A 26,041-nucleotide genomic window follows, 5' to 3' on the forward strand; every position below is an offset into this window, starting at 1 on the left:
CCAAACGGAATAACGGGAGAACAGAATATGGCCGGAGTAGATATCCGCAACGTGCAGAAAGCCTATGGCGCATTGAGAGTGATCCATGGCGTCGACATTCAGGTCAACGATGGGGAGTTCGTCGTCCTGGTCGGTCCGTCGGGCTGCGGGAAATCGACGTTGCTGCGCATGATCGCGGGTTTGGAAAACATCACCGACGGCGAGATCAGTATCGGTTCGCGGGTCGTCAACAATGCGCCGCCAAAGGAGCGCGATATCGCCATGGTGTTCCAGAACTATGCGCTCTATCCGCATATGACGGTCGCCGACAACATGGGCTTCTCGCTGAAGTTGAAGAGAGTACCGAAAAGCGAGATCAACCAGAAGGTCGAAAGGGCCGCCGGGATCCTCGATCTCACGAAACTTCTCGACCGTTACCCGCGTCAGCTCTCCGGCGGCCAGCGCCAGCGCGTTGCCATGGGCCGCGCGATCGTTCGCGATCCGCAGGTCTTCCTTTTCGACGAGCCGCTGTCCAACCTGGACGCAAAGCTGCGTGTGTCGATGCGCGGTGAAATCAAGGCGCTGCATCAAAGGCTGAAGACGACGACCGTATACGTGACGCATGATCAGATCGAGGCCATGACCATGGCCGACAAGATCGTGGTCATGCATGACGGCATCGTCGAGCAGATCGGCACGCCCCTCGACCTCTATGATCGCCCCGCGAACCAGTTTGTCGCCGGCTTCATCGGCTCTCCCTCCATGAATTTCCTGAAGGGCAAGGTTGAGGCTAACGGATTTCGGACGCCGGACGGTGTCCTGCTTCCGCTGCAATCCGCACCGCCAGCGGCGGTCGGGCAATCGGCCATCTATGGCATTCGACCGGAACATTTCATTCTGAGCGAGCAGGGCGCACCGATCACGGTGCAGGTTGTCGAGCCGACCGGGTCGGAGATGCAGATCGTCGGGCAACTGGGCAGCCAGAAAGTAATCTGCATTTTCCGGGAGCGCATCAGGACCAATCCTGGCGATACGATCCACGTCATGCCCGATGCCGCTCTTGCCCATATCTTCGAAGAGCAGACCGGCAACCGTCTATGAGCGTCCGAAGAAGGGGCGGAACATGAGCCTGAAACGCATCTACATCGTCGGAACCCACGACACGAAAGGAGACGAGCTCGCCTATGTGAAGCAGCTCGTGGAGAAAAATGACCGGCCGGCGGTCTCGGTGGATGTTTCCACCGGCGAGCCGAAAACGAGTTCTGCGGACATCAGCGCCGCCGACGTGGCCGCCTTCCATCCGGGTGGTCGGGCGGCCGTCTTCACAGGTGATCGCGGCCGCTCGGTGGGCGCGATGGCGCAAGCCCTGGAGCATTTTCTGCTTTCGCGCACCGACATTGCCGCAGTGATCGGCCTTGGCGGCTCGTCAGGTACGGCGCTGGTTACGCAAGGCATGCGGGCGCTTCCCATCGGACTGCCGAAGCTGATGCTTTCGACTGTCGCCTCTGGCAACGTCGCCGCCTATGTCGGACCGAGCGATATCTCCATGATGTACTCGGTCACTGATGTTGCCGGTCTCAACCGCATCTCGCGGGTAATCCTGGCCAACGCCGCCTACGCCATTGCCGGCATGGCCAAAGCCTCGTTCGAGGCAGGAGACGACAAGCAGGCAGTCGGACTTTCCATGTTCGGGGTGACGACACCTTGCGTCACGCAAATCACCGACCGACTCAAATCCACTTATGATTGCCTTGTTTTCCATGCGACGGGAACTGGCGGCCAATCCATGGAGAAGCTTGCCGACTCCCGTCTGGTGAGCGGTCTCCTGGACATGACAACGACGGAGGTCTGCGATCTGCTGATGGGTGGGATCTTCCCGTGCACGGAGGATCGATTCGGCGCCGTCGCGCGAACCCGGCTTGCCTATGTCGGCTCGTGCGGCGCACTCGACATGGTCAATTTTGCCGGCAGGGAGACGGTTCCTGCTCGTTATCGAAACCGAAATCTGTATGAGCACAATCCGCAGATCACCCTGATGCGGACGACGCCGGAGGAAAACGCGCGGATTGGCCGCTGGATCGGCGAGAAGCTTAACGCCTGCGAAGGCCCGATCCGTTTCCTGATCCCCGAAGGCGGCGTATCGGCGCTGGATGCGCCCGGGAAACAATTCTGGGATCCGGAGGCCGATGCGGCCTTGTTCGGCGCTCTCGAAAACACCCTTCGAGCAACCTCCAACAGGACATTGCTCCGTCTTCCCTATCACATCAACAGCCCGGAATTCGCAGACGCAACCGTTGCCGCATTCCGAGGCATTATACCTGAGGCTTAAAATGGCACCTATCGAACGGGCAAAATTGCTGAAGCGGTTCCACGGCATGATTGAAAGTGGCACGCCGATCATCGGGGGAGGGGCCGGAACGGGTCTGTCGGCAAAATGCGAAGAGGCCGGCGGCATCGACCTCATCGTCATTTATAATTCGGGCCGTTACCGCATGGCGGGCCGGGGTTCGCTTGCGGGCGTGCTGGCCTATGGCAACGCCAATGAAATCGTCATGGAAATGGCCCGCGAAGTGTTGCCGGTGGTATCCCACACCCCGGTTCTTGCCGGCGTCAACGGCACGGACCCTTTCTGCAATTTCGACTATTTTCTCGATCAGCTGAAAGCGGTTGGCTTTTCCGGTATTCAGAATTTTCCGACGGTTGGCCTCATCGACGGCGTGTTTCGCGCCAATCTAGAAGAAACAGGCATGAGCTATAACCTCGAGGTCGATGTCGTGCGCCTTGCCCGAAGCAAGGATCTCCTGACGACGCCCTATGTCTTCGACGTGGATCAGGCGCGCCTGATGGCGCAGGCCGGCGCCGACATCATCGTCGCTCATATGGGCCTCACGACCGGCGGGTCGATCGGGGCGGAGACTGCCATGACGCTCGATGAGGCGGCGGTTCGCGTATCGGCAATCGCTCAGGCAGCCCTGGAGGTCCGGGACGATGTGATCGTACTCTGCCACGGCGGCCCGGTCTCCACTCCCGAGGACGCTGCGATCATCCTCTCGAGATGCCCGCAATGCCATGGCTTTTATGGCGCGAGCAGTATGGAACGGCTGCCGACGGAAATCGCCCTGGTCGAGCAGACGCGCCGCTTCAAGGAAATCAAGCGAAGCTAGCAGGCTTCAAGCATTGACCATTCCGGCAGAGGGACGGTCTTGGAGGGACCGTTCCTCTGCTTCACCCCGATCAGACACGATGTTCATGGAGGAATATATAATGGCACGAGTTTACGTCAGCGGCATCATAGATGCACCGATCGAGAAAGTCTGGGCCTGTGCGCGCGACTTCAACGGTCACGGCGAATGGCATCCATTGATCGCCGAGAGCGTGGTCGAGGATGGGTATCCGAGCGACAAGGTCGGCTGCGTCCGCAACTTCAATCTGACGAATGGTGGAAACCTCAGGGAGAAGCTGCTGTCGTTCAGCGATCTCGACCGTTCCTTCACATATAATATTCTCGTGTCGCCGATGCCCATACAGAATTACGTGGCAACGTTTCACTGCCTGCCCGTGACCGAAGGCAACAAGACATTCGTGGAATGGTATGCCCACTTCGATGTTTCGGAGGAACACGAGGCCCAGATTCGGCATCAGGTGGGGCGTGATACATTTGCCGCCGGCATCGTAGCGCTGGAAGCAGCCTTGAAGAAGCGGTGAGGCGGCAGCAATAGCATTGTCCGGCAAGAGTGACATTGGACTTGCCGGATGATGCAGAGAGTCCCGCGGGCGCGCCGCCTCAGTCGCTCTTTGCCAGTTGTGTCAGGTTGTACTGGGACATCTTGTTGTAGAGCGTCTTGCGGGAAAGACCGAGGAACTGTGCCGTTGCGCCGCGGCGAAACCGGTTGCGCCGCAATCCGTCGAGGATCCAGTCCCGCTCGGATGCAAATGCCGACATGGGGAGCGCTTTCTGGGCCGGCACGAGCGCCTCGAGTTGCAGGGGCGACAGGACATCGCCGGACGCACTGAGGGCTGCGTTTTCCAGCACCGTCTGCAGCTCGGCAATATCCCCGGGCCAGGCATATTCGAGCAAGAGACGGTAGGCGCTTGGTTCGAGCGTCAGATTGGGCCGTCGCGTGCGCAGCCGGATCTTCGCAAGGGCCGTCTCGATCAGGATCGGAAGATCCTCCAGACGCTCGTTGAGAGGAGCAAGAACGATCGTTGCAAAACCTGATTGCTCAAAAAAGCTGCGCGCCGCCACCGTATTGGGATGGGCGGGATTCATGATCCCGATAAGCCGCACATCGGTCGCTCGTGACGTTTCCTCGCCAAGGCGCCGCATTCTTCCAGTCCTGACCACTTCGGCAAGGGCACGCTGAAGATCGAGGGGGAGCATTTCCAGGTCATGAAGGAGAAGAGTAGCCTTGTGGCCGACCTCCAGCCATCCGAGCCGAGCCTTGACGAGATCGGGCACCGCAACCGGAAGGCCACCGAAGAGTTCCAGCGCCTGAGCGGCTTCGGTCTTGCCGCCGAGGTTAACCAGGATCAGATCGCGTTGCCGCCGCGCGCTTTCGGCATGCAGCGCCTCGGCGACTTCGCGTGCACCGCTTTTCGGCGAAGCAACAATCAAAACCGGGAGGTCTGTCATCAGCAAGCGATTGTAGATTGCCTGGGTCGCAGCGGCGGTGTCGGAACGACCGAGCAGAGGTGACGGCAAAGGATTGCCGAAGCCACTGTGTTCCAGCCGCTCCACACGATCGCGCAGGCTCTCGATGGTCTTGAAGCTTGCCGTCACGATCTCGATTGCGGTCTCGAGGGGGACCCTGTCGATCGTCGAGCCACCGATATAGCCGTCTACCCGTGCAACGCGGCAAAGTTCCTCCAGATGGCGCGGGCTTACGATCGGCCCTCCCTCGACCATGCACAACGTCTGAGGCGAGATGGCACGAACCCGACGCACGACCGAAGCGACGTGGAGAGCGGCTTCCTCGATGCGGACTTCCGTCGATACGCCGGCGACGCCGCCCTTGTTCCATCCCAGATCGACATTGATCACGTCGACCGGGATCATGGCGGCACGCTCGGCTTCCGCGCCGTTATGGACATAGGCGATGGTGGCAAGTCCCGCCTCGTGGGCGAGCGACAGCATATCCAGCTCACGCGAGAAGCCCACGCCCGCCTCCTCCAGCAACTCGCGGAATTCAGGATCCACCAGGATCGCGGTCGGGAAATTGGCGATGCCGAAGAAACCCTGCTCGACCACCTTGTTGACAATCGTATGCAGGTCCTCGCGCGGATCGAAGACCGAAGCGCCGAAGAACACCGGGACTGCTGCCCTCGGCAGGATCTCCCTGGTGGCGAAATCCATGACGAAGCTGTTGCATTCGTGGATCGGCAGCATGGCGACGAGCGACGGCTCTCCCATGCTGCGGATACGTCCAGCGCTGAGGGCAAGAAGAAAGTCGGCGCCACCGCGAACGGCAAAGTTGGCCGCCATTCCGGTTCCGATCGCGGCTCCCACAAGGAAGCCGCTTCGGTGGCCCGGGCGAATGCGTGCCCGCAGCGCGTTCTTGTCAGCCCGGTTCCTCGGCTCGTTCATTATGAATGGCGTTCGATAAACTCCGGCACATTCACGACATTGCCGGTTCTCTGGCTCTCTATCGCCGAGAAGATCAACGCACTGGCCTGCACATTCGCCTCCACATGCGTTTCCATCTCCGGTCCACCATCCAGCCAGTTGCAGAATCGCTCGATCAGCCAAGTGTTCAGCCATTTCGGCTGGGTGATCAACTGGATTTTTTGACCCTCACCCTCCCGGCTGCGCTGGCGCTTCAGCTCTTGTCGCTGGAACACCTGGATCTCGCGATTGCTGAGGATTGCCGTTCCCTCCTCGCATTCGACACGGACATATTCATGGTACCAGTCGTTCATGCCGACAGCGGCGCTGGATGAACCTTCGTAGATGCCTCTCGCACCATTCTCGAACGTCATCATCACGATACCGTCGGTATCTCCGGCATATTCCGCCCAGCTCGGCTTCCAGGTCGAAGCGTAAAGCGTCTGGCAGCGTGCGCCGGCGAAATCGGCCACGAAATCGAGATGATGCACCGCTCCTTCGATCATCAACGGATCTTCCATCGTGTGCCGGAAAAGCGCGCCCCACGCCATATGCTTGCGCATATCGGCCATGTAGCGGCAACTGACCATGTTGACTTTCCCAAGCCGTCCCGAGCGAATAACGGACCGAAGGGTCGTCTTGTCCTGATCGAAGCGATGGCTCATCGTGACGGCCATCTTGCGGCCGGCCGCCTTTACCTTGCGCGCAACGCGAACCGATCCTTCCATCGTGTCGGCGATAGGCTTTTCGCAAAGAATGTCGACACCATGCGCGATCGCAATGTCGACGATGCCCTCGTGGTAATTCGGCGGCACCACGATGGTGCAAAAATCTGCGGCGTTCTCGGCAAAGGCTTTCTGCGGATCGGTATAGCAGCGGTTCTCGGGCAGGCCGAGAAGGCGGCGTCCCAGTTCAAGGGCAGTCTCGTCGACATCGACGACCGCCACGACCTCTACCGTCCCGTCGGCGATGTTGGCGGCGAGAAATTCGGAGCACCAACGACGACCAAAAGTGCCGACGCCGACGTGAATCAATCTTTTCGTCATCTCATATTCTTTCTGGTTTGGGGTGGGCTGGGCCGTGGGTGTGCTCCCACAGGTGACCGACGCGTTTTTCCCTTTCCAACGTGGTCTCGAAATACACAGCCTTGACCGGCTCGGCAGCGTTGGGAAAGTCGTGGTGGTGACCCATGCCGATGGCGAGGCAATCGCCGGCACGCATCGGAAAATGCTTCGCACCGACGACGGCTTCGCCTGCGCCCTCCAGCAGGATCCAGTACTCGTCGCAATCGTGGTAGTGGGAATCGACCGACGTGTGTTTGGAATAGGTGACCGGGTCGCCCTTGTTCACCCAGTCAGGGATGTTCTGCACGCGGAAAACGCCGCAGCCTCCCAATTCGCCCTTCCAGTGTCCAACCAGCCGCACGGCCTGGGCACCTTCTGATTTTCCGACGACCGTATAGCCCTTGCCGGCCGGAATGTCCGTGAATTGCGCCTCCTTGAGCACCTGAGAGCCGCCGCCCATCAGGATCTGGCATGTCCCATTGGTCACCAGCAGACGGTCACGCTCGGCCTCCGGCGCGCAGACAATGCTTTCGTTAATTCCAAGGTTATGGACATAGAATTTGGTAAGCTCGCACCAATCCGGTGGCGCCTCGCCGCTGCGGAACAAAGTCACTATTTTCCTCCCAGTTCAAATCACCTCGAAGCGATTTTTTTGAATTCTTAACCCGAAGGCGCGCTAGGAAAAGGGAGGCATACACCGTAGAGTGAGTAAAATTGGGTACTAATGCCGATGAATGCCGACCCATCTGCCATCCGCATCACCTCGACCTGGCCCCCGTTTTCGGGGCGTGAAACTGAGGCCAAATGGATCTTCTGTCCCTGGCTCGAGGGCCTTCCTTCAAAGTCCGGCCTTTGGATCGCTTCCCTTCCCATTCATGACGCCAATGCGGTGCTTCTGGCTGCGATCACGTCCCAATCATTTCGCGATATGCCGACCAAGCCGGCCTTTGTGGGCGTGTGCTTGCTCGATCCGTTTCGGCAACTGAGCCAGGTATTCACGACCCTTAGAGCGGCCGGGATTTCCGGGATCGTCAACTTGCCGACCACAGGCACCTTCAGAGGATCGATGGCGCGCGCGCTCGATGACCTCGGGACGGGCGTCAATCGTGAGATCGCGATGATGGCGCAGGCGCGCGACCATGGCCTTCGCATCGGCGGAGTAGCGATGACAACGGAAGCGAGCGCCAAGATGATCGAAGCCGGCTGCGAATTCGTTCTCGATCTCGAACATGCAGAGCCCGAGATCCATTCTGCCACTTGTCCTGCGGAGGTGGTCCGCTGATCTCTCCTGTTTCCGGGGAGACCTGAGCGATCAAATCGACTTCATCCAGCCGAGCCCTTCCTCTGTGATCCCGGCCGGCCGGTATTCGCATCCGACATAGCCCTGGTACCCAATCGCGTCGATTTCAGCGAGGATGACGCCGTCGTTGAGTTCGCCCGTCGTCGGTTCGTTGCGTGTCGGGACCGCCGCGATCTGGATATGCCCGATATCAGGTGCCATCCTCCTCAAAGCCGTAAGGACATCGCCGTGAAGGATCTGGCGGTGATAGATGTCGAATTGCAGGCGCACATTCGAGTGGCCGAGATCATCGATCAGCGTCAGCGCGCGCTCGAAGTGATTGAGGAAATAGCCTGGCATATCGCGGCCGTTGATCGGTTCGATGACGAGGCCGATGCCCGCTTCGGCCGTCGCTTCGGCTGCCCGTTGCAGGTTGTCGCGATAACATGCCACCGCCAGCGGATCGTCCCATGGGGCGTTGCCTGCCATCATGTGGAGCAGTGGCGTCTTGATGACGTTTCCGTAGGAAATCGACGTCGAAAGCGCCGTGGCGAATTCTTCACGGCGATCCGGAAGGCTGGCGAGGCCGCGGTCGCCTGCAGCCCAGTTGCCGGGAGGCATGTTGAAAAGCGCTTGTTTCAGCCCCGCAGCGGCAAGTGTTTCGGTGATCAACTCCGCAGGATGATCATAGGGAAAGAGGTATTCGACCGCGGTGAAGCCGGCACTGGCCGCCGCTTGGAACCGCTCAAGAAACGGGCGCTCGGTAAACATCATCGACAAATTGGCGGCGAACTTCGGCATTCTCAGATCTCCTCCGACATTCCTGGCAGTTCAAGCCCGGCGATCTTGGCAAGCAGTCTGGCAACCGAGCTGTCATCATCTCGCCCCATGCCCGCCGCTTCGGTCATGATGAACAGTTGCAATGCGGCAGCCGTGATCGGCAGGGGAAATTTTTGCTTGCGCCCGATCTCGGAAACAATGCCGAGGTCCTTGGTGAAGATCGACACTGCACTATGCGGCGTGTAGTCGCCGGCAAGGACATGCGGTATGCGGTTCTCGAACATCCAGCTGTTGCCGGCCGATTTCGTTATGACGTCGAAAACGCGCGAAATATCGAGATCGAGGCTCTTGGCGAAGGTGATTGCCTCACAGGCGGCAGCAATATGGACGCCGGCCAGCAACTGGTTGACGATCTTGAACGACGATCCAATGCCCGGCTTATCACCGAGTTCATAGACCGTCCCAGCCATCGCATCGAGGGCAGGACGAGCTGCAGTGAAGGCGTGAGGCGATCCGGAGGCCATGAACGTCAGTTCACCTAAAGCAGCCTTCTTCGAGCCGCCACTGATCGGGCCGTCCAGATAGAGCAGACCGGCGGCCTCGACACGCAACGCGAAATCTTTCGCCTCGCTGGGCGAAATCGTCGCGCAGGAAATGATCACGCTCCCAGGCCTCATGGAAGAGACGATGCCGTTATCCCCGAAAAGCACCGCTTCGGTCTGAGCCGCATTAACCACAACGACCACCGCGATGTCGGCCCCATCTGCGGCATCTCTTGGCGCTGTCGTCGCCACGCCGCCATCCGTCTCAAGCGCATGGAGGGCATTCGGATTGATGTCGAAGCCGCGCACCGTGAACCCCGCTCGAAGTGCCGAGCGCGCCATTCCGAGCCCCATGGAGCCGAGACCGACAACAGCAACAGTCAATTGGTGCACCATTCGGCAACCCCTTTCATATTCGTCGAAGCAAGGACACTCGAGATTATCTCAGCGCTAACATCACTTTCAAACCATATCCTCTTGATGGGATCAAGCAAAATATGTTAGCGCTGAGATATGGATGTCACCGTGAGGAATTTCACGAATGGATCGGCGGACGATTGAGGAAGTGGAAGCTTTGACATCGACAGGGACGCCGAAGCTCGCAGACGTCGCGCGGCTGGCCAATGTCAGCGAAAACACGGCGTCGCGGGTCGTTCGCAACAAGGGGTTCATTGCAGCCGAGACCAGGCAACGGGTCAATGAGGCGATCGAAAAGCTCGGCTATGTGCCTAACCGCGCGGCCGGCTCGCTGGCGTCGTCTTCCTCGATGATAATCGGGGTGATCCTGCCGTCGCTGTCGAATATCGTGTTTGCCGAGGTGCTGCACGGGATCCACGCCGGTCTTGCGGGCACGCCCTACCAGCCGATGATCGGCGTCACCGACTATGGCCTCGTCAAGGAACAGCAGCTCATTTCCTCACTGCTCGCCTGGAAACCGGCCGCGATCGTCACGACAGGGCTTGAGCATACGGATGCGGCGCGGCGAATGTTGGAAGCGAGCAGAGTTCGCATCGCCGAGTTGATGGACATCGACAATCGGCCGATCGATCTTGCCGTCGGTCTTTCCAATCGCGAGGCGGGAAGGGCGATTGCCCGCCATCTGATGCAGCGCGGCTATTCGAAGATCGCCTATGTCGGCCACGACTGGCTTGCCGACCGCCGCTCTCACGCCCGCTACCTCGGCCTATGCGAGGGCCTCAGCGAAAAGGGGCTGGCTCTGGTCGCAGAAAACAGGATCGATGGGCCGAGTTCCACCCTGTCAGGACGCGAGGCACTGGCGCGCCTTCTCGTTGACGGCGCCGATATCGAGGCGGTCGCCTTTTCCAACGACGACATGGCGGTCGGCGGCTTCATGCACTGCCTGGCAGCCGACATTTCCGTGCCGGACAAGCTCGCCCTCTTCGGCTTCAACGGCCTGGAGATTGGTCAGGCGCTTCCCAAGCCGCTGTCGACCGTTCTTTCCAATCGCTTCGCCATCGGCAAAGCCGCGGTCGAGCACCTGCTCGAAAGCGCAGAGCGCAGCGATCCGCCAAAAGTCATCGATACCGGATTTGCCATCATCGAAGGGGCGACCGCCTAGGGCGCTCGTCCCCTACAAGCAGGAGAACGACATGTTGCTGGGCGCAATCGCCGACGATCTCACGGGGGCAACGGACCTTGCCTTGATGCTCTCGCGTGAGGGAATGCGGACCATCCAGACGGTGGGCGTGCCGTCGCCAGCGTTTGATCCCGGTAATGTCGATGCGGTCGTCGTTGCACTGAAGTCCCGGACCAATCCAGCTTCGGAAGCAGTGGCGATGGCGCTCGACGCATTCGCATGGCTGAAAGCTGCAGGAGCACAGCAATTCATCTTCAAATATTGCTCGACGTTCGATTCCACTGCAGAGGGTAACATCGGTCCGGTCAGCGACGCGCTCGTCAAGGAGCTGGGCACCGACCTGACCATCGTTTGCCCGGCTTTCCCTGCAAATGGCCGGACGATCTATAAGGGACATCTCTTCGTCGGCGACCAGTTGCTCTCGGAAAGCCCGATGCGCAATCACCCCCTGACGCCCATGACCGACAGTTCGCTTGTCCGCCTCATGGCCGCCCAGTCGACAATGAAGGTCGGGCTGATCGCCCATGACGTCGTCGCACGCGGGGCCGATGCCATCGGGCAAGCTTTCGCAAATGCACGCGCGCGCGGCGAGCAGGCGCTGATCATCGATGCGCTTTCAGACCAGGATTTGCGGGTGATCGGCGAGGCAGCGGCTAACCTGCCCCTGATAACCGGTGGCTCGGGCATTGCGATCGGTCTGCCGGAGAATTTCCGCCGACGAGGGCTCCTGGCGTCCAGCGCGGGCGTCGTTGACTTTCCTTCGCCTCCCGGCAGGGCAGTGATCCTCGCCGGATCGTGTTCCGAGGCGACGCGGGCCCAGATCAAGGCTGTGATCGGCGGCGGACAACCGGCATTGAAGCTCGATCCGATCGACATTGCCAAGGGGCGCATTGCCGTTGACCAAGTGGTGGAGTGGGCAATTGGGCAGGACCAGCACACGCCTTTGATCTATTCGAGTGCCGATCCTCAGGAGGTGCGCGCGGCCCAGGAGGTTCTCGGAAGACAGAAAGCCGGCGAGTTGGTGGAGGATTTCCTCGCCAAGACCGCGACAGAGCTGAGGATGAAGGGCGTAAGGCGGCTGATTGTCGCCGGCGGCGAGACCTCGGGAGCTGTCGTCGGTGCGCTCAAGCCCTCGGCCCTTTATATCGGGCCGGAGATTGATCCGGGTGTCCCCTGGACGCTGACGATGGGGGACGAACAGCCAATGGCCCTGGCGCTCAAATCCGGCAATTTCGGCGCGCCTGACTTCTTCATAAAAGCCTGGGAGCTCTTGAAATGACGGCGACACTGTCTGAGGAAATGCGCCTGCGCGACGAGATCGTCGAGGTTGGCAAATCGCTGTTCGACCGCTGCTTTACGTTCGGCTCGACCGGAAACATCAGCGCCAGATTGTCGAACGGCGATCTTTTGATGACGCCCACCAACGCCTCGCTGGGCGCGCTCGATCCGGAGCGCTTGTCGAAATTTTCTGCCGAAGGGGTCCACATCGGCGGCGACAAGCCGACCAAGGAAGCCTTCCTGCATCAGTGCATGTATTGCGAACGCAAGGGCGCCGGCGCAGTTGTGCATCTGCATTCGACGCATGCTGTTGCCCTCAGCCTTATCGATGGTCTTGATCCCGATGATCTGCTTCCACCACTGACCGCCTATTATGTCATGCGGGTCGGCAAGCTACCGCTGGCACCGTATTTTCCACCGGGTGACGTAGCACTGGCTGAGGCGGTACGGGAAAAGGCGAGGGACAGCCATGCTGTTCTGCTCGCCAATCACGGTCCGGTCGTTGCCGGAAAATCGCTGCGCGAGGCGCAATACGCTACCGAAGAGCTGGAAGAGACCGCCAAATTGTTTTTGATGCTGCGCGGCGAAAAGATCAGACCACTGACGCCGGAGCAACGGGAAAGCCTGGCGAAAAGGCAAAACTGATCCTCGGAGAGCCAGATAGGCGCGGGAATTGAGATCATTGTCCGACCATAGGCCGTCCGAAATTGAACGCATGTCAACCGGCGAGGTACCCCAGTTCCCATCAGACACCCCGAACTGAAGCTCCGCGTATGCTACCGTAAGATACATGCGCTGCAACCGTTTCGTCATGCTGCGTGTACCAACAGCGGATATGGCTGGAGGAATGGCTGTTGGCAGGCAGCGCGACGTGGAGCGGGCAAGATTGATCACCGGTGATACGATATACATCGACGGCGGGTACGATATCATGGATTAGTCCACCACCTCAGGGCACGCCCCGAGTGTTATCCCGCCCCTTCGGATCGCATGTGCCAGAACTCACTCAACCTATTCGATTTCTCATATCAGAGGGCGGAAAAAGATGATCAGGGCTGTGTGATATGGACCGCTCCCTCCTCCTCGTGGACCTGGCGCTGCAAGGCGGCGGCGCCCATGGTGCCTTTACCTGGGGCGTGCTCGACCGGCTGCTTGAGGAAAGCTGGCTCAGCATCGAGGGCATTTCCGGCACCTCTGCCGGGGCCATGAACGCGGCGGTATTGGCGGACGGCTTCGCCCATGGCGGGCCGGAAGGCGCGCGCGAAGCGCTCGACCGTTACTGGCGGGCAGTCTCGGATGCCGCCCGCTTCTCTCCTTTCCAGCGCAGTCCGCTGGACCGACTGCTCGGCCGCTGGACCATGGATACATCGCCCATGTTCATCGGCATGGACATCATTTCCCGTCTTTTCTCTCCTTACGACCTCAATCCCGCCAACGTGAACCCGCTGAGGCGCATCCTTGAGGAGCAGATAGACTTCGAACGGCTTAAGGCATCACCCATCCGGCTCTTTATCACTGCCACTAACGTGCGCACTGGACGTGGCCGGGTGTTCCGCAATGCGGAGATCTCGCCGGACGTGCTCCTCGCCTCGGCCTGTCTGCCGACCCTCTTTCAGGCCATCGAGATCGATGGCGAGCACTATTGGGACGGGGGGTATTCGGGGAACCCGACCCTGACGCCACTGGTGCGCGAGCTGAAATCCGACGACACCATTCTCATCCCGATAAACCCTGTCGAGCGCCCCGGCACGCCACAGACGGCGGCGGAGATCATGAACCGGCTCAACGAGGTCTCGTTCAATGCGGTGGCCCTCAAGGAGTTGCGCATGATCGCCCTTCTGCGCAAGGTGGCTGACCCCGGCAGCGCCGAAGGAGCCGCATGGGCGAAAATGCGCGTCCACATGGTGCCGAACCCGCTGATGGCGACGCTCGGCTACTCTTCCAAGCTCAATGCGGAATGGGACTTCCTCTCCATGCTCAAGGCGGAGGGGCGCAATAGCGCGCAGGTATTCCTCGACGGGCATGGTCATATGCTCGGCGTCCAATCCTCGATCGACCTCGACGTGCTCCTGGAAGGGGTGTGAGCCATGGGTCTTCTTGGCATTCTCGCCGGGCTCGCTGTCCTTATCTTTTTCGCTTTCCGGGGGGCGAGCATCCTGATTCTCGCGCCGCTTGCGGGGCTGATCTCAGCCGCCTTTTCCGGCGAACCGCTGCTCGCAAGCTGGACGCAGACCTTCATGCGCAATGCGGCGGACTTCATTGCGCAGTTCTTTCCGCTATTCCTGCTTGGTGCGCTGTTCGGCAAGCTGATGGAAGATTCAGGCTCTGTATCTTCGATCGCCAATTTCATGACGCAAAAGCTCGGAGCGGAGCGCGCGATCCTCGCCGTGGTGCTGGCCGGCGCCATTGTCACCTATGGAGGAGTGAGCCTGTTCGTCGCATTCTTCGTGCTGGCGCCCATGGGTATCGCACTGTTCGCCGAGGCGGGCGTGCCGCGGCGGTTGATGCCGGCGGCCATCGCGCTCGGCACCTCCACTTTCACTATGTCGGCGATGCCGGGCACGCCATCCATCCAGAACGCCATTCCGATGCCGTTCTTCGGCACCACCCCCTTCGCGGCACCCGGGCTTGGCATCATCGCTTCGGTCATCATGCTGGGCTTCGGCATGTGGTGGCTGAAGCGGCGAGAGGTTTTGGCGCGCGCGAACGGCGAAGGCTTCGGTGCCTCGGTTGCGCTCGTGACTGAATCGGCGGAAGTAGCGGCGGATGATCCGATCGTGCGGGAACGAGCCACCACTGCGCGCGAATTCGACCCGGTGGAGGTTCACCACAGCCAGGAGGCGGCCAAAGGTCCGCCCATCGTGCTCGCGGCGCTGCCCGTCATCGTGGTGATCGTCGTCAACCTGCTGATGTCCTTCGTTGTCCTGCCGCCCATGGATACCTCGTTCCTTGCTTTGCCCCAATGGGGCGAAACGAGCGTCTCGGCGGTCGGAGGCGTCTGGTCGGTGATCGTCGCGCTGCTCGCCGCCATCATCACCGTCATTGCGATCAATTTCCGTAGCATACCGGCCTTGCGCGCGACCATGACGGCCGGCGCCAACGCCTCGGTCCTGCCGATCCTGTCGGTGGCGAGCCTTGTCGGCTTCGGCGCCGTCATCGCTGCGCTGCCGGTATTCGCGGATGTGCGCGCATGGGTGCTTTCCATCGGCGGTGGCCCGCTGGTGTCGCTGGCGGTGGCGACCAACATTCTGGCCGCGCTCACCGGTTCCGCCTCCGGCGGCCTCACCATCGCGCTTGATGCACTCGGCCCCACCTACATGAAAATCGCAGCCACAATCGGCATGGATCCGGCATTGATGCATCGTGTCGCCGTCATCGGCTCAGGTACGCTCGACAGCCTACCGCACAACGGCGCGGTGGTAACGCTGCTTTCCGTATGCGGCGTAACGCACAGGGAAGGATACCTCGACATCGTCATGGCGGCCGTCGTCGGCGCTCTCCTTGCCCTTGTAGTGGTCATTGTGCTCGGTTCACTCTTCGGGAATTTCTAGCGCGGACAATATCAATCGAAACGCGTCAGCCAGCGCTAGGTGTGCTTCATCGCTTCCGGGGTCGAACGCGCGGCGAAAAGCCTGCGGCGACAGGATTCCAAGCGGTCGGACTTCAGGGCCTCGGCAACCCGGCGGTAGTCGTCGAGCACAATGCCTTGCGTTACGTACCGGAACCGGAGCTGATCGCCGGCCCGGATTGTGATCCCGCCATTGCAGGAATATGTTTGGCAATGCGGCCCGAGCGCTGTTGTGAGCGTCTCGTGTCCGCCCGGGCGCTCGACAATATCCTTACCCAGGATCGTCAGCCAGTGGACGGATTTGATCGATCTGCCGTCGCCCTAGTCGGGTTCCACTGAAGATCGGACCAGGTCGGAAAAATCGAGACCGGGGAAGCGTTCCAATACCGGCAGCACCGTACCGTGCCGCTTCCCGAAAAGATGCCGATCACGGTCAGCCGGTTGGCGTCCACCTTCAAGAAATGGGAGAGGCGATCGGCAAACAGAGCATGATATTCGCGCAACAAGCCGCAGACGGCGAGCCGCGTCTCAACGCTTTGACCGGGAAGGGAAATGCAGCTCAACGCCGTCCCCCTTTTCAAAGCCACTATTCGCCGAGATTTGGCCGAAGCTGCGCGATGATGCTGTCTACATTGTTCGGCGTCACCTGCCATCTGCCTGGATCTTCATGCTCGAAGTCAGCATTCACCCGGCGGCTGGTCCGGTTGAATTGAAACAAGATCTTTTGGAAACCCTTTTTGCCGTCGTTACGAAGCCATTGCCAATATGCCGCCTCCGGCTGCTCGATCTCGCGCAATCTCGGAGCGACGGCGGTGTAGTTTCCGCTTGCGTCGTAGGTATAGCCGAAAATCTCGTTTGCCTCGCCGCTCTCATCGACGGTGACCGCAATCGATATCTCGCTCCAGTCGACCCCTCCCATCTTCCTGGAATTGATGATCACACTTGCAATGTCGCCCATCAGCTCGAGATTTTCCGACATCCATCACTCCGCATTTCAACCTATCCTGCCTCGCGAACGGATCGATTGAATTTCCTTTTCAACGCGGGCGGCAGACAAATCCGCCGCCCGCGTAAATTCGCATGAAACCGCTCAGCTCACACGGACGGCTCCCCCATCAATCCGCTTCATTTTCTCTCCGTCGATGAGAACCACCGGGCCGGCATTGTCGATGGGCTTAGATACAGCGATATGATGCTCTTTGCCTTCGAGCTGGATTTTCGCTTCGAAGCCGCTCCAGTCGCGAGGCAGATTGGGCTCGACGAACAGGACACCTTGCTCGATCCGAATGCCCAGAATGCCTTCCAGCGCAGCCCTGTAGAGCCAGCCGGCCGAGCCGGTATACCAGCTCCACCCGCCGCGCCCCTTCAACGCTCCTTCGCCATAGATGTCACCGGCAACGACATAGGGTTCGATCCGATAGACTTCCGACGCATCCTTATCCAGCGCGTGCTGAATCGGGTTGAGCATCTGGAAGCAGCGCCAAGCGTCGTCCGGCCGTCCCATGCGCGCAAGTGCCATGACCACCCACGTCGCCGGATGCGTGTATTGGCCGCCATTTTCGCGCACGCCCGGGGGATAGGCAGCGATATTTCCAGGATCGTGTGCCGGATTGACAAAGGGCGGCGTCAGCAGCCGAACCAGCTGTCCGTCCTCGTCGGCGAGCTTCTCCAGCGTCGCGTTCATCGCGCGAGTGCTGCGCTCCGCATCGCCCTGTCCTGACAAGACGCTCCAGGATTGAGGCATGGAATCGATCATACATTGATCGGATGTGCTGGATCCGAGCGGCGTTCCGTCGTCGAAGAAGCCGCGGCGATAGTATTCGCCATCCCATCCGGCCGCTTCGACCGCCTGCTTCAAGATCCTGACATGGTCGGACCACCGGTTGACGCGTTGGGTGTCGCCGCGCTCTTCGGCAATCCCGACGAAGCGGCTCAGCGTGCCAAGCAGGAACCAGGCGAGCCATACGCTCTCGCCTCGTCCTTCGACGCCGACGCGATTCATCTTGTCACACCAGTCGCCCGCCAGCATCAGCGGCAATCCGTTCGCCCCGGTCCGCTTGATCGCAAGGTCGAGACCGCGCGCGGCATGCTCGTAGAGCGAGGCATTCTCGGCCGAAATGCGCGGCTGGAAAAACGCATCGTGCTGACCGGCACTGAGCTCGGCTCCTTCGATGAAGGGGAGCGTCTCGTCGAGGATCGAGCGATCTCCGGTCGCGGTTTGATACTGGTCGAGCGCATAGGCAAACCAGACGACATCGTCGGAGATGTTGGTGCGCACGCCCGCGCCGCTATCGTCCAGCCACCAGTGCTGGAAGTCGCCTTCGACGAACTGGCGTCGTCCGGCATTGCGGATCTGGTTGCGCGCATATTGCGGAGAGTGGCTGAGGAAGGCCAGCGAATCCTGCAACTGGTCGCGGAAGCCCCAGGCGCCGCTCGCCTGATAGAAGGCCGTGCGGGCCATGATACGGCAGCTCAACGTCTGGTATGGCAGCCAGGTGTTCACCAGGAAATCGAAGCTGCGATCCGGTGTGGTAATGTGGACCTTGCCCGTGAAGTCGGCCCAGAAGGCCTTCGTCCGGTTGATGACGTCATCGAAGCTTTCACCGCGCAGCTCCGCGACGAGCGCTCTCGCTTCCTCCGTGGAGCCCGTGTCGCTCATATAGAAGACGATTTCACGGGTCTCGCCAGCGACAAGCGTGAGGTCGAAGGCCATGGCGGCGGCCGGATCACCATCGGGTTCAATCGAATCGGAGAGGACGATGCCGCCCGATGCTGCACGCGGCTGTTGCATCGTGCCGTGGCGCCCGACGAATTCCCGCCGGCTGCCCGAAACGCTGGTTGCCGTCTCGCTTGCCGCGAACGTTGCCACACGCGAGGAAAAATCGACGCTGAAGGGGTTGGTCGCGAAGATCGCACCGGAGCCCTGGTCGTATTCGGACAGGATAAACGGCTTGGTCTTGGTCGGATGGCTTCCGAGAATCCACTCGGCGTAGCCGTAGAGACGCAGATTGCGCGGCTCGGACGACTTGTTGCTGATGCGCAATTGCGTCAGCTTGATCGGCCGCTCGGCGTCGATCGTCTGCGTCACTGTCAGCGCGATCTCTTCCTGCTCGCTCGAAAAGACCGAATAGCCAAGACCGTGACGTGCTTCGAAGCGCGTCGAGGCGTCCTGGGCCAGTGCGGCATAGGGTACGATCGTCGCCGCGCGGTCGAGGTCGCGTAGATAGAATGCTTCGCCCGGTCGATTGATGACGACATCGTTGGTCCACGGCGTCAACAGATGGTCGCGGGAATTCTGGCCCCAGGTGAATGCAGCACCTTCCGCCGAAACGCCGAAACCGAATTTCCCGTTCGAGATCACGTTGATCCACGGATGCGGTGTCGGCTCGCCCCCGGAAAGACGGATGACATATTCGCGTCCGTCCTGCGTAAAGCCGCCATATCCATTCCAGAACGCCAGGTCGGCGCCGTCGACGGTCGAAGAAGCGGTCTCTTCGCGCCTCATCCGGGGGACCAGCGTGGAATCGCCCCATTGGCCGAGAACGGCTGGAGAGCCCGAAATCGTCAGCGCGTGCTCAAGCTGCTCTCGCAGGTTTCCATCGCGTCCGAGCAACACGATCCGCGATGCCGCAAGAATGGCCTCATAGGTGCGTGGCTCGGTCATGTCCTTGCGCAGCGTATAGATGTTGCGCTGGATGCCGGCGATCTCGCTCGTGTGTCGGGCCGCGTCGCAGAGCTGGTCGATCGTGCGCTGCATATCCTGTGCAGGCGTGCCGGTCTGCTCGTTGAAGATGACGAGGTCGATTTCCACGCCGCGTGACTGCAGGAAGCCTTGCGCGCGCAGCAGTTCCTTCAAGAGGTCTGTGCCAAGCTCATCGGTGATCCGCAATGTTATCAGCGGCGCATCGCCGGATAGTGTCGCAGCCCAGAGGACCGATTGCGGCTGAAGACCGCGGCGAACGGCAGCTGCGTCTGCGCGCATCGCCATTTCCGGATAGACGAGGTAGCGGGCCAGTCGCTGGTAGATCGCGGCCTCTTTCGAGTTGATCCCGACCTGGCGCAGCTGGTTTTGCGTGCGCGTCCAGGCCTGAACGAGTTCCTGGGTGAAAACGTCCGGTTTGCGATAATGGGCCGCTGCCGTCTCGAGTTCGCTGCGGGTCGCAGCAGCGATCGTCCAGAAGGTGAGGGAAACCTTTTCGCCCGCCGGAACGCGCACGACACGCCGCAGCGATACGCAGGCATCCATCGTGAAACCGTCGGATCCCGACAAGGTCGCGCCCGGATCGAATGCGGCTGCTTCGGTCAGGTTTCTGCCGCGGCCGAGGAAACGCATGCGATCGGTTTCGAACTGCGTGGCGGAGGCGGAATCGCCGTCGTCGACGACAAGGTGAGCGATCACGATCTGGGGATCGGTCAGCTCGCGCTTCTGGCGCTCGACGAAGATCGTATGATCCTTTTCGCTGATATCCGTCTTCAGGAACATGCGCGCGAAAGCCGGGTGACCGGTATCGACGCCGTCATGCGCAGCCACGGGCTCCATGTAGGAGGTGACTTCGATCAGCCGATCTTCCGTGCCCGTATTGGTCAGCGTCAGGCGCCGGCCTTCGGCATCATGATCGCTGGCGATGAAGACCTCGAGGTCGCTCGTCAGGTTTCCGACGGTCTTGGAGAACTCGGCGCGATCGTCGCTGAAGCTCGTGCGCGTATTTTCGTTGGCAATCGAGCGTGGCTCGGCCGTCGTGGACCACCATTCATTGGACGAGGCGTCGCGCAGGAAGATGAAGCTGCCCCAACGATCCTCGGTCGGATCGGCACGCCAGCGCGAGACGGAAAGCCCGTTCCAACGCGAATAGCCCGAACCGGTTGCCGTCAGCATGGTCGAAAGGCGGCCGTTGGAGAGAAGGACGATGTCGCGTTCACGCGATGCCGGATCTTCCACCCGACGAACTTCGGGACGCATGAGGTCGCCCTGGACCATGGCGACCGCGTCAGTCTCGTGCTTTGCGGTCATCTTCGGCACGTCACGGGGTGCCTTTTCCTGCAGCAGCAGCTCGGCAGCTTCGATCACGGGATCGGCGTGGAACAGTTCACGCAGCAGGCCGTCGAAGACGACATTGGCGACTGCGGCAATCGACATGCCGTGATGGTGCGCATAGTAATTGTAGACGACAGCGCACTTCTTGCCCTCGGGCACGCGGCTCGGTGTGAAGTCGACGGCATCGTGGAAGCCGTACATGCCGAGCGCACCGAGTTCCCGCAGCCGGTTGAGATTTTCGAGTGCCGCTTGAGGCGCAAACTGGCTGGCGAGGATCGAGGCATAGGGCGCGATGACGGCGTTCTGGCCAAGACCGCGCTTCAGGCCGAGCGTCGGAACGCCGAAATTGCTGTACTGATAATTCATCTGGTGGTCGCTGGCGTTGAAAGCCGCTTCCGAGATGCCCCAGGGCGTGCCGAGCCGGCGCGCATAATTCATCTGTTCCTGAACGATCAGATTGTTCGTCTGGTTGAGAATACCGCCCTGGCGCTCCTGCATGACGAGCGGCGGCATCAGATACTCGAACATCGAGCCGGACCAGGAGACCAGCGCGCCGCGCGAACCGACGGCGACGACATGGCGGCCTAGCTTGTACCAGTGCTCGGTCGGCAGATCGCCCTTGGCGACTGCAAAGAGGCTGGTCAGGCGGGCCTCGGAGGCGAGCATGTCGTAGCAGGCGGCATCCACCTCTTCGGTTTCGACGCGGAAGCCGATCGACAACAGCCGGCGTTCGGGACGGTAGAGGAAGCTGAAATCCATGGCGAAGGCGGTGTCGCGCGCGCGATCGGCAACGGCGAGCAACCGCGTGCGGATCTCTTCAGCCTTCGCCGCATCAACGTCGCCATCCGAAAGATGAGCGCGGCATGTCAGGACAAGGCTGTTTGCCCAGCGCACGACTTCGCTGCTGCGACCGGTCTTGACATCACGATCGAGGTCTCGCGCCAGCCGCTCGATGTCCGTGGCAAGCTCGGTAAAGCGGGTCACTTGCGCAGAGGATGCGTCATGCCCCTTGGCCTTCTCCAGCGCGGTCTTGAAGCCGACGATCAGCTCGACGAGGCGACCCTTGATGGCGCGGATCGCCTCGTCTTCCTGCGGAAGCTCGGCAAGGACCTCGCGCAGGATATCTGCAACGTCGCCGAGGCCATCGAGATTGCCGCGCGTATGCGCCAAGGGCGCTTCCGCCCACCTGCGACAGGCCGACGATACGGCGATCAGATGGCCGGCAAGATTGCCGCTGTCGACCGCGGAGACATACTTGCGTCCGAGCGGCTTCAAGGTATCGGTGTGATACCAGTTGAACAGATGGCCGCGATACTTCTCCAGGCGATCGACGGTCGCGAGCGTCTGTTCGATGCGGGTGACGGCGTTTTCGAACGAAATCCATCCAAAATGACGCGCCGAAACGACGGAGAGGAGGTACACGCCGACATTCGTCGGAGACGTACGGATCGCAACGACCGCATGCGGCGTCTGCTGGACGTTGTCCGGCGGCAGAAAGTGCTGGCTCGGGATGACGAACTGGTCGAAGTAGCGCCAGGTCCGACGCGCGATCTTGCGCAGATCGCTGGCGACCTGTTCGGGGACGTCCAGGCGGTCTTCAGTCTCCGCGGATTGGCTGACATACCAGGCAACGGCCGGCGACAGGATCCAGAGCAGCGCGAAGGGGATGCCGACGAGATAGGCGCTGTCACCCGGCAAGGCGGCCAAGAAAACGGCGATCACGCCAAGTGCGGGGGCGTGCCACATGACGCGGTAATGGCCGAGGATCGTCTTCTGGGCAACGGCCTGGGCGCTGGCGGCCGTGCGCCACTGCAGCATCAGCTTGCGGCTGACCAGAAGGCGATACACAGAGCGGACGATCGCATCCGCCATCACCCATGCCATGTCGGCGATGAAGACGATGCGCAACGCAACCTGGGCATTGGCGCCGCGTATATCCGTCAAGACGGTATGGAGATGGGCTCTGGCGACGATATCGCTGGTGCGTGGAATGATGCCGTTGATCAGCGACAGTGTCGGCGCCACGAACAGGCTGAAGATCAGCAGCATCTGCCAGAGAAGCGCGCCGAGCGGGTTCAGCCAGGCCCAGCCGAGCAGCGACGCGAAGAACCAGGCGATCGGCGTCAAGGAACGGCGCAGGTTGTCAAACATCTTCCAGCGACCGAGTTCGGTCACACCGCGCTCGGGCTTGAAGATATAAGGCAGAAGCTGCCAGTCGCCGCGCGCCCAGCGATGCTGGCGTGACACTTCGACTTCATAGCGGGTCGGGAAGTCTTCGACGAGCTCGGCGTCGGTCACGAGTGCGCAGCGCGCCATCGAGCCTTCGAGAAGGTCGTGGCTCAGAACCGAGTTCTCTTCGATCTTGCCCTCAAGGGATTTCTCGAAGGCATCGACGTGATAGAGGCCCTTGCCGGTGAAGGTGCCTTCGCCGGTCAGGTCCTGATAGACGTCCGAGACCGCAAAGACGTAAGGGTCAAGACCGCGGTTGACGGAGAAGATGCGCTGGAAGACCGATGCATCCTTGCCGGTCGTGAGCGAAGGCGTGACGCGCGGCTGCAGCACGCCATAGCCGCTGACGACCCTCCGGCTTTCCGGATCGAGCACCGGGCGGTTGATCGGGTGATAGAGCTTGCCGACGAGCTTGGTGACCGTATCGCGCACGAGGCGCGTGTCGGAATCCAGCGTCATGACGTACTGGATGCCCTCAGGAACGATATCGGCGCCGGGCAGGAAGGTCGTGGTGTCGCGATCGCCGCGCAGCAGCCTGTTGAGTTCGTGCAGCTTGCCGCGCTTGCGCTCCCAGCCCATCCAGACGCCTTCGCCCTCACTATAGAGGCGGCGGCGGTGCAGGAGATAAAAACGGGTCTTGCCGTCCTGCGCATAGCGGGCCGAGAGGTCTGCGATCTCGCTGCGGGCATAGTCAAGAACGTCCAGATCGGCCTGCGATTGCTCGACCTTGCTGTCCGGCCAGTCGGTCAGCAGCGCGAAATAGAGTTCGCCGAGCGGATTGGCGAGATAGTGGACTTCGAGGTTGCGGACGAGCTCGTCGACATGGTTGCGGTTGCCGATCAGGGAAGGGATCGTCACCAGCGTGCGGGCATCGTCCGGAATGCCTTCCTTGAACTCGTATCCGATCAGCCGTTCCGGCCTGACGAAATTCGTGACCACGAAATTAAACAGACCCGTCGCGCCTTCAGACGCGGGAAGTGTCAGCAACACAAGCAAGGCGACCGTGATGGAAAGGGCCGTTCCCGACTGCGTCATGGCCCAGCCGACAAAAATCAGCGCGATCAACGTCAGGCAGAGCACCGGCACGGCGATCGCCAGCCAGTTCATGCGCTGCATTGCGCGCAACAGATATTGGCTGACTGGCGTCCGGTAGCCGACGGTTGCTTCAAGTATGCGACGGCCGGCGCCGACGAAATAGTAGCCGACATTGCGCTCGGGCGAAAACGGATCGGCAGGCTCCGCATCGGCGGATTTGGTCAGTCGGACGGCGGCCTGGGCGATTTCCATTTCCGACTTGCCGCTGCGCTTGGCAAGCCTTTCGATCTGCCTGCGGTAGCCATTGCGCGAACCGGGATCCAGTTGTGGATAGTCGGTCTCGGTCAGAAGCAGCATGTCGACCTTGCTGACCTCTTCGACCCAGGTCGACCAGTCCGTATCGTTGATCTCGCGAAGGCTGCGAATAATGCTTCCCATCATCGCATTGCCGCCCGCCAGGCGGCTTTGCTCCAGGTTCACGACGGCCTGTATGTCTGTGCCGGCCTCAGTGAGCTTCGCTTCCAGCCAGGCAAGCGCCTCATCCATGGGCTCGATCGCATTGCGCAAGCGGTAATGAACCTGTGTTACGAAGGTCGGATCAGAAACGAGCGCGCTGTTGTGCCCGAGCAGATCCGAAGCCTTGCCCGTCGCTGCCGTGATTTGGTCGGCAAGTTCGTTCGCCTTCTTCCGCATCTGGCGGCTGGCGTCGATAAGGGTCCCAACGCGGCGCAGATTGTCGATCAGAACGTAGCGCACCAACGAGGGCAACGCCCAAAGCTCGCCGATCCGCAACGTCTCGGCGTCCTGGAAACCATCAACGACAGCCGCAAGGCCCGCACGGCTGACATTGCTGTGCGAGTGGACGGCATAGAGCCAGGCGAGCGCCAGTGTCCGCGGAATGGAAACACCATCGATCACGATCGTGCGCAATTCGCTAAAGAATTTCCGCGGAAAATCCCTCCGCACCTCCTGGATGGCCTCTTCGACGATATAGTGGTTGTCGAGCAGCCATTCGGCCGCGGAAATAATCGGTTCGCCTGCGTCCACATCAGCTGCGGCAGCGCGATAAACGCGCAGGATTTCAGCCTCGTTCTCGCGATGCCTCTGATAAAATTCAAAATTCTGAAAGCTGGCGACATTGAGCTCATGCGTCTTGGCAAGCTGACGCGCCTCATCTGTCAACTCGCCATTGGACAACAGCGCACCTCTGATTCCCTGATAAGGATCGACAGGTTGCGTCGGCGTTGCTGTCGCGGGCACGTCGTCTATGATTTCAATGTTCATGGCATCCAAAATTTACGATTGTGCCTCGCAATGCGAAGCTTGGGTTAAATGACCAGCATAGCCGAATGCTCGTCTGAAAAGACAAGAAGATCGGCGTGGCGATGGTCATTCTGCGAAACATTGCAGTTCCGTAACCCACCCAAACTGAACTTTTCATGAATGGTGCCTGCCACAGGCACACGGTTTCCGGACGAGCGTATGATCGAATTCCGTAGCCTTCGTTCCGGTCTTCATCTTTAGGGGACGACCCGTGTTCCTCCAACTCAGTGGGTGAGGTGGACAATCGCGATGCATAAACTCACCATCGCCACACGGCGGTCTGACGATCTCGCTTTGACTTTGATGGAGGCGTAGGGAAGAGGCCAGGCATGGCGTTAAGCGCTTGCAAAGGATTTTAGGATGTTACCCAGAAAGAGTGCCTAGGGCGCAGGCGACGCCCTGGCGGAAGGCCTAGGTCGGGTAAAGGAAAATCCAGAGAAATTTGGGCTCTTCTGACTGGACTTTTGCATGGTCCTCGCTCTGTTGAGTTCCATCGAGAAATGACCCCGTGCGTTCCACTTGGAAATGACCGGAGCGCATTCGTATGAAACAGAAAAGCAGCGTGTCTATGCAACTGGCTCCGAAGGATCGTGCGATTAAATATCGCTTTGGTGCGGTCCGGTGAAAGGGGCGCAAGCGGAAACGCGAACGGCCCGGCTGAACCTTTCCGTCTGGTCTCGGCGCGTGAGCGCGACGTCGGGTGGCGCGCAAAACATGAAGCGCTCGACGA

The 26,041-nt window shown here is 60.6% G+C and carries 17 protein-coding genes; 10 read left to right on the top strand and 7 right to left on the bottom strand.

Features of this window, described 5'->3' with window-relative positions; all coding sequences use genetic code 11:
- The first annotated feature begins 27 nt into the window (after nucleotides 1–27).
- The 4 genes from ugpC to DTW90_RS32005 all read left to right on the top strand — a co-directional run bounded on the left by ugpC (nucleotide 28) and on the right by DTW90_RS32005 (nucleotide 3,684).
- Nucleotides 28–1,080, top strand: a complete 1,053-nt coding sequence (ugpC, locus tag DTW90_RS31990; protein WP_149343657.1) for a sn-glycerol-3-phosphate ABC transporter ATP-binding protein UgpC — start codon at nucleotides 28–30, stop codon at nucleotides 1,078–1,080.
- A 28-nt stretch (nucleotides 1,081–1,108) separates the two neighbouring features.
- Nucleotides 1,109–2,308: a Tm-1-like ATP-binding domain-containing protein gene (locus DTW90_RS31995; RefSeq protein WP_210251446.1), complete on the top strand. Its 1,200-nt coding sequence runs from the start codon at nucleotides 1,109–1,111 to the stop codon at nucleotides 2,306–2,308.
- A gap of 1 nt (nucleotide 2,309) precedes the next feature.
- Nucleotides 2,310–3,143: a phosphoenolpyruvate hydrolase family protein gene (locus tag DTW90_RS32000; RefSeq protein WP_149343661.1), complete on the top strand. Its 834-nt coding sequence runs from the start codon at nucleotides 2,310–2,312 to the stop codon at nucleotides 3,141–3,143.
- A gap of 100 nt (nucleotides 3,144–3,243) precedes the next feature.
- A complete protein-coding gene (locus DTW90_RS32005) occupies nucleotides 3,244–3,684 on the top strand; it encodes an SRPBCC family protein (protein ID WP_149343663.1) in 441 nt (146 codons plus the stop codon).
- Nucleotides 3,685–3,763: 79 nt separating this feature from the next.
- On the opposite strand, the gene DTW90_RS32015 is transcribed toward DTW90_RS32005, so the two are convergent.
- From DTW90_RS32015 to DTW90_RS32025, 3 genes are read right to left on the bottom strand one after another with little or no spacing between them, the layout of a single operon-like run.
- Nucleotides 3,764–5,563 carry a phosphoenolpyruvate hydrolase family protein gene (locus tag DTW90_RS32015; protein ID WP_149343665.1) on the bottom strand — a complete coding sequence of 600 codons (1,800 nt, stop codon included), beginning with the start codon at nucleotides 5,561–5,563 and terminating at the stop codon, nucleotides 3,764–3,766.
- A complete protein-coding gene (locus tag DTW90_RS32020; protein ID WP_149343667.1) occupies nucleotides 5,563–6,627 on the bottom strand; it encodes a Gfo/Idh/MocA family oxidoreductase in 1,065 nt (354 codons plus the stop codon). The genes DTW90_RS32015 and DTW90_RS32020 overlap by 1 nt, the downstream gene beginning before the upstream one ends.
- 1 nt (nucleotide 6,628) lies before the next feature.
- Nucleotides 6,629–7,258: a cupin domain-containing protein gene (locus DTW90_RS32025; RefSeq protein WP_149343669.1), complete on the bottom strand. Its 630-nt coding sequence runs from the start codon at nucleotides 7,256–7,258 to the stop codon at nucleotides 6,629–6,631.
- A 117-nt stretch (nucleotides 7,259–7,375) separates the two neighbouring features.
- Here DTW90_RS32025 and DTW90_RS32030 point away from each other — a divergent pair, with 117 nt between their 5' ends.
- Nucleotides 7,376–7,927, top strand: coding sequence for a phosphoenolpyruvate hydrolase family protein (locus DTW90_RS32030; RefSeq protein ID WP_188080124.1), 552 nt, complete (start codon nucleotides 7,376–7,378; stop codon nucleotides 7,925–7,927).
- 30 nt (nucleotides 7,928–7,957) lie between these two features.
- On the opposite strand, the gene otnI is transcribed toward DTW90_RS32030, so the two are convergent.
- Nucleotides 7,958–8,725 (bottom strand): 2-oxo-tetronate isomerase, encoded by a 768-nt coding sequence (gene otnI, locus DTW90_RS32035; RefSeq protein WP_149343672.1) that lies wholly within the window; start codon nucleotides 8,723–8,725, stop codon nucleotides 7,958–7,960.
- Between the two features lie 2 nt (nucleotides 8,726–8,727).
- Nucleotides 8,728–9,642 carry an L-threonate dehydrogenase gene (gene ltnD / locus DTW90_RS32040; protein ID WP_149343674.1) on the bottom strand — a complete coding sequence of 305 codons (915 nt, stop codon included), beginning with the start codon at nucleotides 9,640–9,642 and terminating at the stop codon, nucleotides 8,728–8,730.
- 145 nt (nucleotides 9,643–9,787) lie between these two features.
- Here ltnD and DTW90_RS32045 point away from each other — a divergent pair, with 145 nt between their 5' ends.
- The 5 genes from DTW90_RS32045 to DTW90_RS32065 all read left to right on the top strand — a co-directional run bounded on the left by DTW90_RS32045 (nucleotide 9,788) and on the right by DTW90_RS32065 (nucleotide 15,672).
- Entirely contained in the window at nucleotides 9,788–10,825 is a 1,038-nt protein-coding gene (locus DTW90_RS32045) for a LacI family DNA-binding transcriptional regulator (RefSeq protein ID WP_149343675.1), read from the top strand.
- Nucleotides 10,826–10,856: 31 nt separating this feature from the next.
- Nucleotides 10,857–12,122 carry a 3-oxo-tetronate kinase gene (otnK, locus tag DTW90_RS32050; protein WP_149343677.1) on the top strand — a complete coding sequence of 422 codons (1,266 nt, stop codon included), beginning with the start codon at nucleotides 10,857–10,859 and terminating at the stop codon, nucleotides 12,120–12,122.
- Nucleotides 12,119–12,766: a 3-oxo-tetronate 4-phosphate decarboxylase gene (otnC, locus tag DTW90_RS32055; RefSeq protein ID WP_149343679.1), complete on the top strand. Its 648-nt coding sequence runs from the start codon at nucleotides 12,119–12,121 to the stop codon at nucleotides 12,764–12,766. The genes otnK and otnC overlap by 4 nt, the downstream gene beginning before the upstream one ends.
- Nucleotides 12,767–13,185: 419 nt before the next feature.
- Nucleotides 13,186–14,205: a patatin-like phospholipase family protein gene (locus DTW90_RS32060; RefSeq protein ID WP_149343681.1), complete on the top strand. Its 1,020-nt coding sequence runs from the start codon at nucleotides 13,186–13,188 to the stop codon at nucleotides 14,203–14,205.
- Between the two features lie 3 nt (nucleotides 14,206–14,208).
- Nucleotides 14,209–15,672: a GntP family permease gene (locus tag DTW90_RS32065; RefSeq protein WP_149343683.1), complete on the top strand. Its 1,464-nt coding sequence runs from the start codon at nucleotides 14,209–14,211 to the stop codon at nucleotides 15,670–15,672.
- 603 nt (nucleotides 15,673–16,275) lie between these two features.
- On the opposite strand, the gene DTW90_RS32075 is transcribed toward DTW90_RS32065, so the two are convergent.
- Both DTW90_RS32075 and DTW90_RS32080 read right to left on the bottom strand, forming a co-directional pair.
- A complete protein-coding gene (locus tag DTW90_RS32075; RefSeq protein ID WP_149343684.1) occupies nucleotides 16,276–16,668 on the bottom strand; it encodes a hypothetical protein in 393 nt (130 codons plus the stop codon).
- Between the two features lie 111 nt (nucleotides 16,669–16,779).
- Nucleotides 16,780–25,272 (bottom strand): glucoamylase family protein, encoded by an 8,493-nt coding sequence (locus tag DTW90_RS32080; protein ID WP_149343686.1) that lies wholly within the window; start codon nucleotides 25,270–25,272, stop codon nucleotides 16,780–16,782.
- Nucleotides 25,273–26,041 lie beyond the last annotated feature (769 nt).

Source organism: Neorhizobium sp. P12A (assembly GCF_008365395.1).
In the GTDB taxonomy this organism is placed as follows: domain Bacteria; phylum Pseudomonadota; class Alphaproteobacteria; order Rhizobiales; family Rhizobiaceae; genus Rhizobium.